The organism is Bacillus sp. AR13-1, assembly GCF_008042285.1.
Taxonomy (GTDB): Bacteria; Bacillota; Bacilli; order Bacillales; family Bacillaceae_G; genus Bacillus_A; species Bacillus_A mycoides.
In genome coordinates, this window is sequence record NZ_QNUA01000020.1 from 105,335 (window position 1) to 120,304 (window position 14,970).

Sequence of the window (14,970 nt, forward strand, 5' to 3'; positions counted from 1 at the left end):
TTGAATGACTAAAGCATATGAAGTCCTATCTCTAAATATAGGACTGCCAAAAGAGGTTATGTATGGTGGGAAGTTAATTCAAACAGGGATAAATAAAAAGCAAGTAAAGGAACCTGTTTTTTTATCATTTTTAAAGCTTAATGGAGATGGACAGGCGGATTTAGTTCATCATGGAGGGGTAGATAAAGCGGTTTGTGTTTATACTGGTGATCACTATCCGTACTGGGAAAAAGAATTGAATCAGGAACTTGTATATGGGGCTTTCGGTGAAAATATAACAGTAAGCGGAATGCGTGAAGAAGATGTTTGTATTGGTGACACGTTTCAACTCGGAGAAGCGATTGTACAAGTAACGCAGCCAAGACAACCTTGTTTTAAATTAGCGAAGAAATATAATATTCCAAAGTTGCCATTATATTTTCAAGATACAGGATACACAGGTTTTTATTTTCGAGTATTAAAAGAAGGGTGGATATTACCGGTAGATACTTTAAAATTGTTGAAGCCTGATCCAAAAGGTGTGTCAATTTTGTTTGCGAATCGCATAATGCATAAAGAAAAACAAAACTCTGAAGGATTAAAAAGGATTTTAGAAGTAAATGCACTGTCTACTAGTTGGAGAAAGACGTTTGAAAAGCGAGTGAAGGGAGAAGAAATTAGTACGAAGGAGCGACTTGAGGGAACCAAAGAATAGGTGAATTATATTTGCATAAAATGGTGTATTTCTATTATCGGAAAGATAAGTAGGAAGCACCATTTGTTATATAATAAACATGATATTATTCAAAAATCTTAATACTAGTTTATTCGACTTGTTTTTTAATAATCAAAACATAAAATAAATTAAACCATTTTTAAAAGTTTTATGATACTATATTGATTTGAAAGGCCTATTTTTTGAGAGTAGGTCATATAAGTATATCTAAATTAATGGAATCGACGTATGGAGGGACAAAATGGGGAATGTTGAAAAAATGGCAAACTTGCTATTAGAAGAACCGAGAAGAGAACAGTTATTTCCTTTATTTGAAGAAGTGTTTGGGATTACGAGCCAAACATTGCAGGATTTTTCAGAGAAAGGGTATTGGGATTATACATATAAAGCATTATCATTTTTACAAGATGATAATGCGATTGCAAATGTTGCGGCATTTTCACTTCCGCTTTTAATTAATGGTGAAAAAATAAATGCAACGGGTATTCAATCAGTAATGACACATCCGAATTATCGTAGAAGAGGATTAATGAAACAATTGTTTAGTAAGATGATAGAGGAAATTGATGAGCAATGCGAGTGTGCGGTCTTGTTTACTGAAAATCCGGAACTATATAAACCATTTGGTTTTCAAATTGTGCAAGAATATTTGATGACAGTATCATACGAAAATAAAGGTTACAAAGATTCTCAACTTAAAAAGTTAGATTTTTATAATGAAGAGGATAGACAATTAATACATGAGATTATTGAAAATGGCCAAAGGCTTTCTAATAAATTTTCAACGTTAAATTACCGCTCTTCGTTTTATTTAAATATGTATGATTCAACATGGAATGAAAACCTTTATTATTCAGAGAAATTAGATGCGCTGATTGTTTTTACAGTAGAAAATCAAAAACTAAAATTATTTGGAGTATTTGCGCCGGTAATTCCGATTTTAGATGAATTATGTGAGGAAATCTCTGGGGAATTTACGGAGATTGAATTTTATTTCTACCCAGATCAATTAGGAATTGATGATGTACAATATACAGAATTACAGACTAGTAAGTATTTAATGGTTCGAAGTAATAAAGAATTAGATTTTAAAGGTTATAAATTCCCGGTATTAACTGAGTTTTAAATATTAATTTAAATGCTTTTTTATGGAGGAATTATGAAAACATCATATATACCAAATCATATTGAGCAACTTACTGTAATGAACGCACCTAAATTTTACAAACTTGAAGACAATGATACATTCATTGTCCATTCGAAAGAAGAAACAGATTTTTGGCTGAAAACCCATTATGGTTTTGAAGTAATGAATGGCCATGTATTTTATGATGAGATAATGACAGATTTTCAGGCTGAGGTTCAATTGCGCATGAATCCAAATGCGACATACGATCAAGCGGGTTTATTTGTTATGATTTCTGAGAAGTGTTGGTTAAAAACATCTTTAGAATATATTCCTGAGGGCCCATCACATTTAGGTGCTGTCGTAACGAATAATGGCTATTCTGATTGGTCAACGCAAGACTATCCAAATGAGTTTGCTAAGCAACAATTACGTTTTTGAATTATTCGAAAACTTGGCGATTATACAATATATGTGAAAACGAGTCAGCGATGGGAACAAATAAGAATCGCTCATTTGATGGAGGACATAGGTAATGAGCCTGTTAAAATTGGTTTTTATACGTGTAGTCCTTCTGAAAATAATGGATTCGAGACCGAGGTTTTCGATTTTAAAATTGAACAAATATAGATGGGAAAACCGCATTCTTACTAAATGAGAATGCGGTTTTTATTAAGTTAAAGAGTATTCACATCAACTGGTAGTGAAAATGCCTGGTAGATTAAAGTTCCATTTTATTGACTAAAAATGATTTAAAACTTATCATTTAATAATGTTAAATATTAATTTACCTAATATAATAGGACTAATGGAGAAATTACAGACTATATTGCTCAAATAAGGAGGACTATAAATTATTCGATGGTAATTTCATGAAAAAAGGAGATTGTGTATGAAATCATTTCGCAAGTTGTTACAGTATTTAAAACCATACATGTTCTTCGCTATTATTGGACCGCTATTTATGGTACTTGAGGTTGCGATGGACTTAATTCAACCGACAATAATGCAACATATTATTGATGTTGGAATTGCAAACCGGGATTTGAATTATGTAATAAAAATGGGGCTTCTTATGATAGGAGCAGCAGCAATCGGTTTAATTGGAGGACTTGGTTGTATGATGTATTCTACAAAAGCTGCTGTTAATTTCGCTACAGACATACGAAAAGATGTGTTTGCGAAAATAGAAACATTTTCTAGCAAAAATCGTGATTCATTTGGAACAGGTAAATTATTAACAATCGTGACAAATGATATTACATCTATTCAATCGGCAATGACGATGACGTTACGTGTACTTGTCCGTGGACCGTTATTATTTATTGGAAGTATCATTATAGTCTTTGTAACAGCGAGAGACCTATTTCCAATTTTACTTGTTGTGGTACCCGTATTATTAGTTGCAATTGTATTGATTGCAGGTCAATCGAGCGGTTCATTTAAGCGAGTACAAGAAGCATTAGATAAAGTAAACACAAAGCTACAAGAAAATTTATCCGGTGTACGTGTTATAAAAGCATATGTAAGACAAAAATATGAAATCGCACAGTTTGAGAAAGTTAATACAAGTTTAACTGAAATAAATATTCGTGCAATACAAATTATTTCATTGATGATGCCAATTATTATGCTAGTTGTAAATAGCGGAATTGTAGCAACTTTATGGATTGGTGGCGAGAAAGTTTTTAACGGTACACTCCAAGTAGGGGCCATTTTAGCTTTTATTAACTATTTAAATATCATTTTAATGTCACTTATGTCTATTAGTATGGTATTTATTCAAATTGCCCGTGCTTTTCCATCAGCTGATCGTGTACAACAAGTCTTACATACTGAAGTTGATATTACAACTGAAGGCGACGTATATGAACCAAAGCAAGTGGGTGGTAATGTAGAGTTTAAAAATGTTAGCTATAGTTATACGAAAAATAATGAATATGTTTTAAAAGATATTTCCTTTACTGTACGTAAAGGTGAAAAAATAGGGATTATTGGATCGACCGGAAGTGGTAAATCTACATTGGCGAAACTATTGCCACGACTTTACGATGTTGATCAAGGTGAAATATGTATAGATGATGTTAATGTGAAAGCATACGATTTGCAAAAACTTCGTGCTTCCATTGGCTTCGTTCCACAAAAGGCACTTCTTTTTTCAGGCAGTATAGAAGAGAATTTACGTTATGGCAAAGAAGATGCAACTTATGATGAATTGGAATTAGCATCTTCATCTGCTTGTGCGACTGAGTTTATCAATAAGCTGGAAGACTCTTATGAATATAACTTAACACAAGGTGCAACCAATCTATCTGGTGGTCAAAAACAACGTATATCTATTGCAAGAGCCCTAGTGAGAAAGCCATCTATTCTTGTATTAGACGATTCTACATCGGCAGTTGATGCGAAGTCAGAAGCTGTAATACAGGAAGCATTAAGGACAAGATATAGTGGCACAACGACATTTTTAATTGCATCAAAAATATCTTCTATTATAGATGCTGATAAAATCCTCGTTTTGAATAACGGTGAATTAGTTGGAAATGGTACGCATGAGGATTTATTGGCAACTTGTGAAGTGTATCAGGAAATTTATCTTTCCCAAGGTGGTAGCCTGCAGCAAGAAGGAGGGGAAGAGCGTGCGTAATTTTCAAGGACAATTTGGAAATAAAGGTGGACGTAACAATCCGAAAACGGGAAAAACTAAGAATACTAAAGGAACTATAATGCGAGTATGGAACTATATGGGGTATCAAAAAGCATCTCTTATGTTCGTTATTATTCTTGTATTTATCACGACATTACTAGGTTTACTGGGGCCATATTATATGGGGGTCATCATTGATGAATACATTGTACCGAAGGATTTAAGCGGGACAGCCAGAATGTGCATGCTACTCATTGCAATATATGGGATAACCGTATTATTAACATGGTTACAAACATTTGTAATGATTAATGTTGCATTAAAGACTATACAAAAAATACGACAAGATATTTTTGAAAAAATCCAAACACTTTCTCTACGATTCTTTGATGTACGTTCTCAAGGTGATTTAATGAGCCGTGTGACAAATGATATTGATAACTTAAATCAAGCTTTGACACAAAGTGTTGTGCAAATCATTTCATCAGCGTTAACGTTTATAGGTGTAACAATTGCGATGTTTTCATTAGATTGGATTTTAGCGATTGTAACTTTAATTACAGTACCTATTATGTTTTTCGTTACGAAAAAACTAGTTGCTTATAGTGGGAAAAACTTTGCGAAGCGTCAAAAGGATTTAGGAGAATTAAATGGATTTATTGAGGAAGCTATTACAGGCGCAGACGTAACTACGTTATACGGAAAAGAAAAAGAAACCGTACATAACTTTAATGAAATTAACGAACAGCTAAGAATTTCAGCAACGAAGGCTGAAACGTTTTCAGCATTTATTTTTCCAAGTATGAACTTTATTAATAACTTAGGAATGGGGCTTGTAATTGGAACTGGATCGGTAATGGTATTAAACGGAATGACAACAGTAGGTGTCATTGCAGCTTTTATTAATTATTCTCGACAATTTTCAAGACCACTTAGTCAATTTGCAACTTTAATGGATACGATTCAAGCGGCAGTTGCTGGAGGAGAACGTGTCTTTGAAATTATGGATGAAGTACCAGAAATTCAAAATAAAAAAGATGCAGTACTTGTACAAAATTTACAAGGACATGTTAGGCTTGAGAAAGTTTCATTTGGATACGCACAGGACAACATGATTTTAAAAGATGTGAGTCTCGAGGCGAATCCTGGGGAGACAATCGCTTTAGTCGGTCCAACTGGATCAGGAAAAACAACAATTATTAATTTGTTAACTCGCTTTTATGACATTCAAAAAGGGCAAATTAGCATTGATGAAAAAGATATCAAGGATTATGATATTAATTCTTTGCGGAGTAAAATAGGGGTTGTTTTACAGGATACGTATTTATTTGCAGGAACGATTATGGAAAATATTCGATATGGACGTTTAGATGCAAGTGATGAAGAAGTAGTTGCAGCAGCAAAAGCAGCATCAGCACATTCTTTTATAAAACATCTACCGAATCAATATGAAACGGAAATTGCTTCAGAAGGTTCGAATTTAAGTCAAGGACAAAAACAACTCCTTGCGATTGCACGAGCGATTTTAGCAGATGCAGATATATTAATTCTCGACGAAGCAACATCTAATATTGATACGAGAACAGAATTACAAATTCAATCTGGATTAAATAATTTAATGAGAGGGCGAACAAGTTTTGTAATCGCTCATCGGCTGAAAACGATTGAAAAAGCAGATCAAATACTTGTAATAAAAGATGGAAGTATTTTAGAGAGAGGAAATCATGAAACTCTCATGGAAGATGGTGGGTTTTACTTTGATTTGTATACGAGTCAGTTTAAAATTTAACAAAAACATTGATGTGGTGAGGTTTCTCTAGAAAAGAGAAACCTCATTTTTTATATTTGCAAACATTACCATCCGAATAGTCTTTCACTAAATGTTTTAACAGCGTCCTTTTGCAGACTAGGTGAAAAATGTGAATAGCGATTTAAGGTTATGAAAGCGTCCTTATGATCCAATCGTTCGCTTACAATCTTTGGATGTACTCCTTGTTTTAAAAGAAGCGTTGCATGAGTATGGCGTAAATCATGAAATCTAATGTTTTTTAATTCGGATTTTTTCAAATAGGCTTTAAATGTATCACGAAAACCACTTTTGTCTTCTTTTTCCTGTCTCTGAATCAGCTCCGATATCGACAATAATACACCACTTTGTTCCTCTTTTTCGAATATGTCCTTTCACTTAAAACATTCCTTCATTGATTTTTGAATCATGTTGTAAAAGTATATTTGTAATTTTGCTGCTATGAAAATTACATGTTTGGACATATCGGCGATGGATATATTTTATCATATATAAATTAAAACATTTTGGAGTCGTCTATTTAGTAAAGAAATTAAAATTATAAGAAATATGATTTTTAGTATATTTTCATCAGTTGGTGTATATATGTCGTATTTATTATTTTTGGATTTCAAATGAAATTTCTTTAGCTGCTTCTAAAGCTATTTTTTTAGCTTCTGTTTTAAAATAGGCTGCAGCTAAAACGTATCCACATCGATGTCCCATTGATGTAGGTGGTTTTAAGATAGTTCCTTTTTTAGGTTTTATATAAACTTTCTCTACACCAGGATATTTAGAACTACGGTTTTTCCCTGTAACTCGAATTAGTTTTCCTTTAAATTTAACTGTTAGGTAATGAGCGTACACATATTTATAATGTTTTTTATTTAGTGAAGGTTTATTTCCTAACATTAACTGAATAGTCTCTTGCACTAAGTTGATTCCATGTCCAATTTCAATTATGTCATTCATTGCTCCACCTGATATTCTGGGATTTATCTCAATTAATTTCCAAACATCTTTTATTCTCCGGAGTTCTAGATGACACGCTCCATTTTTCATATTAAAGGCCTGAATAACAGAATTAACTGCATTGAAAAGACTATTATATAGTCTTTTGTCTACCTGTCCTAGTAAAGAATAACCAGTAACAATAAAACGTTCAAAAAGTGTAATTTCTTGTTCAATTACTGCTATAATATGGACTTTTCCATCTTGAACTAAAATTTCAACTAAGTACTGAGGTCCATCTATATATTCTTCAAGTAGAATTTCTTCATTAGGTAGTTTTTTTAAAAGACTTTGTATAGATAAGATTAATTGATCTTTATTTTTTACTAATAATACATCTTTGGATCCTGTTGATTTAGGGGATTTTACAATAAGAGGGAAATTTATTTCTTTAGTTTTTTCAAGAAAAGATGATAATGATTCTGTTGGTTTGTAAATTAAATAGTTGAGTGAGATTGGTAATTCTTTAAGTACATTACGAGTTAATATTTTGTTTTCCATATGATGGATAGCTTTAGTAGATACAATATTTGAGCAAAATCTTTCTGATAAACGTGCAGCCACATAAACAAAAGGGTCAATAAAACTAAAGATCCCTTTTATGTTTTTTCCTGATGTATTTAATTTTTCAATTGTTGTAATTATATTATCATAATCATTTATATCAGTGAAAATCATCTGATGTACATCAGGGAATATAGTGCGTTCATTAATAAATTTTGTTTTTTTAGTTAATAAAACAGTAAAGAAATTAAGTTTTTCAGCTGCTTTGATTGCTTCCCTACTTGATCCAGATTTATTTGTTTCAATGAAAACGATAGTATCCATTTTATGTCACCTTAACCTTTATCATTTTATAAAATCTCAGGTTTATTATTTCTATAGGTAGAATATTAAAATGAGGTTAAGCTTGTTCTGGATTTTTCGAAAAATGGTTGAATGAGGAAGAACATGAATATATATATAATGAATTTGATATTTGTTTTGAAAAAAATCTTTAGAAAGAAGGGAAGAAGAACTAACATGACTATAATTGGTATGCTTCATCATCGGAAAGATCCGAATGACGTAAAGAAAGCATATACTTATGCTGCTGTAGCTAAAGCTGAAGGTGTGGAATTTTTTTATTTTACTTTAGGAAAAGTAAATATAGAAACGAAGAAGATTTTAGGTAAAACTTATGAAAATGGTAAGTGGATTGAACAAGAATTTTCTTTTCCAGATGTTATTTACAATGCAAGTGTTCATGTTAGTGATAAAAATCAGCAAATCTATGATTATCTACATGAAAAAGTTCCTTTTACAAGTCATTCAATTGGAAATAAATTAAGTGTATATAACAGAATAAATAGAGCGAAAAAATTTAAGCAATATCTTATTCCTTTTTATGAATTAAATGATGTTAATAAGTTTTTTGACATGATTAATCGTTATGAAAAACTTATTATTAAACCAATTTCTGGACATCAAGGTAGTGGTATTATTTTCATTGAAAAAAATGGGATGAATTACAGTATGAATGAGTCAGAACAAATTTCATCTATTAATAAAAAACAATTACGGAGCTTTATATCTGATAAGATTCAAGAGCAAGGTTACATAATTCAACAGTTTATTTCATGTCAAATGAAATCTGGTCATGTTTATGATTTTCGATTGCATGTTCAAAGAAATGGGGAAGGCAGGTGGGTTGTTACTTCTATATTCCCGAGAATAGGTCCATTAGGAAGTATTGTATCAAATATGGCTAAGGGTGGTTATAGTACGTATTTAGATGTTTTTTTAAAAGCGGAGTTTGATAACGATTGGTATAATATTAAAAGGTATTTAGAACGATTTGCAGTAACTTTTTCTAACCATTTTAATTCTTTATATAAGGATATACTATTTGATGAGTTAGGAATTGATGTAGGGATTGATAAGGATCAAAAATTGTGGTTATTTGAGGTGAATTGGAGACCAGGGGTACCTAATATATTTAATCTTGAATTAGATGTAGCTAGAAATTTAGTTCACTATGCTAGATATTTGGCTGATAAATATAAATAAGAAAAGGAAAATATAATGAAACCTAGAAACCTTTATATACCAATGTTTCTACTAATCTCTCTTTCTATATCTCCTATAAGGTTTTTCTCCATGCATTCCGAAATTCGGCGGATGCTGGACTGTCGCCAAGCCAACGTACCTAATATGAGGTAAATACCGGAACCTGGTAATACATCCTTCATTGTGGGCGGGGTCACATATTTATAAAAAAATACGCTTGTCCAATCCATTATCATTCTCCAGTCATTTAATACTACAAAGGGGGGAGAGTATGGAAAACAATGAAAAAATCACGTTTCGATTTGTAAAAAAAGATGGAGAAGAAATTAATTTGGGAAATCTTGCTGATAAACGAAAAATTGTCATTGTCATTAATAATCAGATTACATTTGCACCGAATACAACACAAATTGCCAGTGGAGCCGGACAAAATAGTGCAGCAGGAAGTAATGCAGCAATCGATTCATCGAATACCCGACAGCAAGAAACGGTGGGCGCTGGAGGCGAAGCCATAAATAAAGGAATTAGTGGGGACCAGATTGAGCCGCATAAAATGAAAAAAGAAACTTCGGATGAAGAGGCAGAATTTGTACTTATCATCAATAATCAAATTAATAAAACCCGTAAGGAACAGGCTAGTGCTACTCAAGTGGCAAGTGGTGGTGGAGAAGACAGTGCAGCGGGAACCAACGCTGCCATCGAAAGTTCTAATACTAAACAGCAACATGCAGTAGGAGGCGGAACGGATAGTTCGGCAGAAAATGCAGGTGAAGAAGGCGACCAAATAGAAAAATGCGATTAAAGAAAAGAGGCTGTAATTATTTCGCAGCCTCTTTTTCTTATTATGGATTAATTGGTCTATTACTTACCCAACCAAATTAGGAATATATTAAATATTTTGATGGATCATATACTGTCCATAATCCTATCCGTTGAGAAGTATTTGGATTTTTATATACTGCGATTGATCCATAAGGTTTTCTATGACTAGCTAAAGTATTGTCAATATATACTGCAAGGTCATAAGGCTGAAGTTGTATTTAATAAAAAGTTGTAGCTTCTGATTTTGATGATGCGAAAAATCAAATTCGTCAACTCGAATTGTCTTTTGCCACAGAAGCATGTGCTTCTTTTTTTGAAGAGCTATTAGTATTTGTACAGTTTCTAGTAATAAGTTTTGGATTATACATTCAAAAATAGAAAAAATATATCCAACCTTATTTAGCAATGAAGCTTAGTAAGAAGCGTGTGGATATAAAAATCGTTATTGGATAAAAAATCAAAAGAGCACGCCTATAAACGTACTCTTAGAAAGATAAGAAACTTATGATTGGAGGAAATCTCCATATAATAACATATGCTTGTCTACTTTAAATGTGTAAAATTTATAAACAAAAATGCTATTTCATTAAAATTAACAATCATAATCATTGTCGTATTCATGGTTACATTCATCGCAAGGGTTGTTCTGGTCATCACAGCAAATACAAAATGTTTTATTGATAAATATATCAATAAAATCAAATGTATCGGAATTATTTGTGAGAGTAAGGCTTTGTAAATCTTCTACTTGAAAGATCCTTGTTTCATTAGGAACTAAAGTTGCATTAATTGGTATGTTAGAACTTCTTGTTTGAACTGTTACTTCAATGGGACCGGAATCGTTAGGAACAGATAGTTGAAGTAAAGTTTTGTTGTGATTAATAGTAAAATCTTCAAATACTGTTCTTGAGGTATTAGGGGGTACGATAATATCGAGAGGTACATTTCCAGCTAAGGTAGTTCCCGAACCAGCAATCGTGTGAGTTTCGACAAAACAGTTACTATCTTCGTTAATAGAATATGAATGCTCTTTATAATAATCATTTTGTTCATTGCAGCAGATGCAAAACGTTTTTTGGATATAAACACCAATGTCGCTACTTGTATTATTATTATTTGTGAGAGTGAGGCTTTCAAAATTTTCTACTTGAAGAATTCTTGTTTCACCTGAAGCTATTGTAGCGGTAATCGGTCTACGAGAATTTCTTGTACGAATAGTTACAACAATTGGTGCAGAAGTACCAGGAACATGAAACTGCAGTAATGTTTTATTGTGATTATTAGTAGCATCTTCAAAAACTATTCTTGAAGTGTTAGCTGGTACAATAATATCTAACGGTATATTTGAGCCAGCAATCGTATGCGTTTTAGTGAAACAGTTCTCTTTTTTATTGTGAGAATATGAATAGTTTTTATAGTACTTTTTACCATGTTTATAAAAAAAATCAGCCATTCTTTAATCTCCTATCTTCTGTTTGTCTATATATTATATTTAATGAGGATAAGAACTGTTTGTACAAGGTAGAAAAAAGTTCTATTTAGGAGAATAAGAGAAAGAATTTTAGATGTATGTTCTGTAGAATTTGTTTCAGTTAACCCAAATATAAGAAATGTATAGCTAACCTTTTTACGATATTAATAGTTAGGAAAGCATAGATCGGGAAATACAGTTTGGTATTCTGGGATTAACCGAAGATCAGTAGTTAAGGTCGCATAGTGCGTATAGTTTTTTTCTAATTTTTCAAGTGTTGTTAAATGATGAGAACCTAAACCACGCTGTACACTATGTTTAGAAAGAGTGGGTCCAATTTGTAATTTTCTTTTTTTCATAGCCTCGTTCCATGGACTATAAAAAAATTTTAAAACGAAAGCAGGCTGCATGTAAATGCTATATGGATAATGTGAGCCATGTCTGCCGACTCTGTAGTCACCATGAAAAATATTGTGAATTAATCTACCGTTGAGATAAAGCAGATTGGGACTGGGTTGGATTAAAATACCGTGATAACGTTGTTTGACTAGTGGAATACTGTATCTTGGATTAGAATAGCCGTGAGAAGGTTCATCGATCATCATTATAACTCTAATGGAAAACATGTTCCCTCCATTAGAGTTAAGTGAAGTGAAAAATTGTTCTTTATTAAAACAACAAAGAAACTCTGTCGTATTTAATACCATTTTCCATCCAGTAACTTCTTTTTCAATTTCCATAACTTCTTGATCAACTAAATAGGCATCAAATTCTAATACTTTTGAATTGCGAATTTCCCAATGAGGTGCAAATAACTTACATATTTCCACTGAACGGTCAGTAGATCCTCGGTTAATTAGAATACCGTGATCAAATAGTTTTGTATGATGCATTAACCACCATGGAAGTAAATATTCTTCATTGTAAAAATGAGAAATTAAAGTAGTCTTAATGAAAACCTCCTCCTTATATAACACACTTCTTATTTAGTATGATATGGTGGGAATCTTATCGTTAGAAGGTTCCCACCTTAAAACTAAAAAAACAAAGATGATAGGTGGAAGGATAATTATTTATTTCAGATGGACTGTTAAATTAAGAATTAGGATGGTTATGGAGCTAGTTGATAACAATTGAAATAGCGCTAAACACTAATAAAACTGCCATAATAATGTTAAATATTCGGTTATGTTTTAATAAAAGTTTTTGAAACATCGACCCGAATAGACACCAACTAAATGTACTCATTAAACCGACTATGCCTAAAAACAATGAAAAGAATAGGTAACTAGAATATGAATGGTAGTAAGGGAGAATAAAAGTAGAAACTACAGTCAGTCCGAATAATATCCCTTTAGGGTTAACAAACTGAAGAAAAATCCCCACTGTAAATAAGTTTTTATTATCTTTTTCATCGGGATCCGTACTGCCTTTACTAGTGAGTATTTTAAAAGCTAAATATAACATGTATGCTACTCCTAAAATTTTTAAAGGTAATTCGATTTTAGGTAAAATATTAATTAGTACTATATTAAAGAAACTACATAAAGAAGTGAGGAGGAAAAAACCGAAAGCTACTCCAAAGCAAAATTGCATGCTCCTTTTCAAACCAAGTTGATTTGCGTATGTCATAGCTAAAAAATTGTTAGGACCGGGTGTGAAGCTACTAATAAAAACAAATAATAAAAAAGAAAATAAAGGCATTTCAAAACCCCCTAAGTATTTTTTGTATGTTATAATGACCGAAAAGAACAATATAACGTGTGCTTTTTATTATACATAACGGTCGTTATATTGTATATAGTGTAGGAGTGTTTTTTTATGGAAGAAATTCAACTTATTTTGGCGAAAAATATAAAGGCAATACGCGAGAAAGAAAAATTAAGTTTAGAAAAGGTTTCCCAATTAACAGGTGTGAGTAAAACGATGATTGGACAAATTGAAAGAGGAGATTCAAGCCCGACACTAACAACAATATGGAAGATAGCGAATGGTTTAAAAGTGTCTTTTACGTCTTTAATTAATAATCCACAGCCTGATACGAAAGTGGTTTTACGAAACGATGTTCAAGTATTATCAGAAGACAATGGGAGATATAAAGTGTATCCTTCTTTTCCTTTTCAAGATGATAGACATTTTGAAATCTATACTGTTGAAATTGAAACAGAAGGAAAGTTATATGCTGAAGCGCATAAAGAAGGAACAGAGGAATTTATAACTGTGTTTGATGGTGAACTGACAATTGAGGTAAATAATTGTCAATATAGATTAAATAGTGGAGACTCAATCAGGTTTAAGGCGGATAGACCTCACGCTTATTATAATTCAGGAAGTACGTTAACTCGGTTGAGTATGACAATTTATTATCCAGCTTCATAAGTTTTTATGTACATAAAAAATATAAGGGAAGCGTAATTATAAAACCATCTATACAAGGTGGTTTTTATTATGTGAAAAATACAAAAAAAAGACACTCATTTGAGTGTCAACACAGTATTTCTCTCGCGTATAGGATTGGAGAATGTTTCTCAAATACATATTGAGATGATGAGTAAAGGAGAAACTGTCTTCATAAATAACTTAACATTGATAGCGTATAGAGTAAATTGATAATGTTTATCCGGAATATTTAGTATAGATAGTTTCTACTATCTATATAGGGGAATGGCATTTAAAGCTAAGAAGAAAAAATGAATCATTTATTAATCAACTCGTATAATTGTTAGAGAGGCGCCAGTTGATCCACCACCGACTAAATTGACAATTGATAAGAGACCGAATAATTGAAGAGAAATAGTATTACCTGCATTTAATATTGTAATTAAATTATTATTATAACTTGAAGTAGATAAGGCAGGAGATAGAATTGAGCCCAGAAGTGATGTAGATCCGTTTAAAATTAGTCTTGAACCCGCAAGAAGTACAGTTGTAGTATTAATTTGATAAGAAAGATAATAACGTCCCGTTACAGGGACTGTAAATAAATCATTCGCACTATTGACTGCAAAGCTATCAAGGCTTTGATTGTTTGAAAGTAGTATGTTAGTACCACCCTAGTACAACTGAAACTGTACCATCCACTGTATTATTTGCAAACATAGAATTTGTTGTAACGTTTATGCCGGTACTACCCGTGGGTCCGGTATTACTCATGGGTCCAGTACTACCAGTAGGACTAGTTAGTCTATAAGGAAGGATAATTGTACGTCATTATTTTGGGGATTTTCTCTATCTTTATTTTTAATTAAAATCACCTCATTTTTATGATAAAGGAGATACTTTTCATATATTCTATTAATAATATTTTTTATAGTAACGGCATGCTGTTTAAAATACATTCATT

General features: G+C 32.1%; 12 protein-coding genes and 2 pseudogenes. 8 read left to right on the top strand and 6 right to left on the bottom strand.

Annotation, left to right across the window (positions count from 1 at the left end; translation table 11 throughout):
* The first annotated feature begins 4 nt into the window (after positions 1–4).
* From DN408_RS16600 to DN408_RS16620, 5 genes and pseudogenes are all read left to right on the top strand, one after another.
* Positions 5–694, top strand: coding sequence for an MOSC domain-containing protein (locus tag DN408_RS16600; protein ID WP_078179071.1), 690 nt, complete (start codon positions 5–7; stop codon positions 692–694).
* A gap of 262 nt (positions 695–956) precedes the next feature.
* Positions 957–1,841 carry a GNAT family N-acetyltransferase gene (locus tag DN408_RS16605; protein ID WP_078179104.1) on the top strand — a complete coding sequence of 295 codons (885 nt, stop codon included), beginning with the start codon at positions 957–959 and terminating at the stop codon, positions 1,839–1,841.
* A 33-nt stretch (positions 1,842–1,874) separates the two neighbouring features.
* Positions 1,875–2,471: pseudogene (locus DN408_RS16610) on the top strand (DUF1349 domain-containing protein).
* 262 nt (positions 2,472–2,733) lie between these two features.
* Positions 2,734–4,488, top strand: a complete 1,755-nt coding sequence (locus DN408_RS16615; protein WP_002168397.1) for an ABC transporter ATP-binding protein — start codon at positions 2,734–2,736, stop codon at positions 4,486–4,488.
* Positions 4,481–6,277 (top strand): ABC transporter ATP-binding protein, encoded by a 1,797-nt coding sequence (locus tag DN408_RS16620; RefSeq protein WP_078179105.1) that lies wholly within the window; start codon positions 4,481–4,483, stop codon positions 6,275–6,277. The genes DN408_RS16615 and DN408_RS16620 overlap by 8 nt, the downstream gene beginning before the upstream one ends.
* Positions 6,278–6,342: 65 nt before the next feature.
* On the opposite strand, the gene DN408_RS16625 is transcribed toward DN408_RS16620, so the two are convergent.
* Positions 6,343–6,630: a tyrosine-type recombinase/integrase gene (locus DN408_RS16625; RefSeq protein WP_370458391.1), complete on the bottom strand. Its 288-nt coding sequence runs from the start codon at positions 6,628–6,630 to the stop codon at positions 6,343–6,345.
* Positions 6,631–6,892: 262 nt separating this feature from the next.
* Positions 6,893–8,113 (bottom strand): ATP-grasp domain-containing protein, encoded by a 1,221-nt coding sequence (locus tag DN408_RS16630; RefSeq protein ID WP_016120191.1) that lies wholly within the window; start codon positions 8,111–8,113, stop codon positions 6,893–6,895.
* 123 nt (positions 8,114–8,236) lie between these two features.
* Here DN408_RS16630 and DN408_RS16635 point away from each other — a divergent pair, with 123 nt between their 5' ends.
* Positions 8,237–9,334 carry a YheC/YheD family endospore coat-associated protein gene (locus DN408_RS16635; protein ID WP_002165834.1) on the top strand — a complete coding sequence of 366 codons (1,098 nt, stop codon included), beginning with the start codon at positions 8,237–8,239 and terminating at the stop codon, positions 9,332–9,334.
* A gap of 271 nt (positions 9,335–9,605) precedes the next feature.
* Positions 9,606–10,136 (top strand): hypothetical protein, encoded by a 531-nt coding sequence (locus DN408_RS16640; protein ID WP_003189202.1) that lies wholly within the window; start codon positions 9,606–9,608, stop codon positions 10,134–10,136.
* Positions 10,137–10,748: 612 nt separating this feature from the next.
* Here DN408_RS16640 and DN408_RS16645 read toward each other — a convergent pair.
* From DN408_RS16645 to DN408_RS16655, 3 genes are all read right to left on the bottom strand, one after another.
* Entirely contained in the window at positions 10,749–11,609 is an 861-nt protein-coding gene (locus DN408_RS16645; RefSeq protein ID WP_002127362.1) for a hypothetical protein, read from the bottom strand.
* A 182-nt stretch (positions 11,610–11,791) separates the two neighbouring features.
* Positions 11,792–12,604, bottom strand: coding sequence for a glycosyltransferase family 2 protein (locus DN408_RS16650; protein ID WP_002127363.1), 813 nt, complete (start codon positions 12,602–12,604; stop codon positions 11,792–11,794).
* A 142-nt stretch (positions 12,605–12,746) separates the two neighbouring features.
* Positions 12,747–13,331 (bottom strand): LysE family translocator, encoded by a 585-nt coding sequence (locus tag DN408_RS16655; RefSeq protein WP_016126928.1) that lies wholly within the window; start codon positions 13,329–13,331, stop codon positions 12,747–12,749.
* A 117-nt stretch (positions 13,332–13,448) separates the two neighbouring features.
* On the opposite strand from DN408_RS16655, the gene DN408_RS16660 reads away from it, so the two are divergent.
* Entirely contained in the window at positions 13,449–14,006 is a 558-nt protein-coding gene (locus DN408_RS16660) for a helix-turn-helix domain-containing protein (RefSeq protein ID WP_016120192.1), read from the top strand.
* A gap of 323 nt (positions 14,007–14,329) precedes the next feature.
* Here the strand turns inward: DN408_RS16660 and DN408_RS16665 are convergent.
* A pseudogene (locus DN408_RS16665) lies at positions 14,330–14,780 on the bottom strand (BclA C-terminal domain-containing protein).
* Positions 14,781–14,970: the final 190 nt, after the last annotated feature.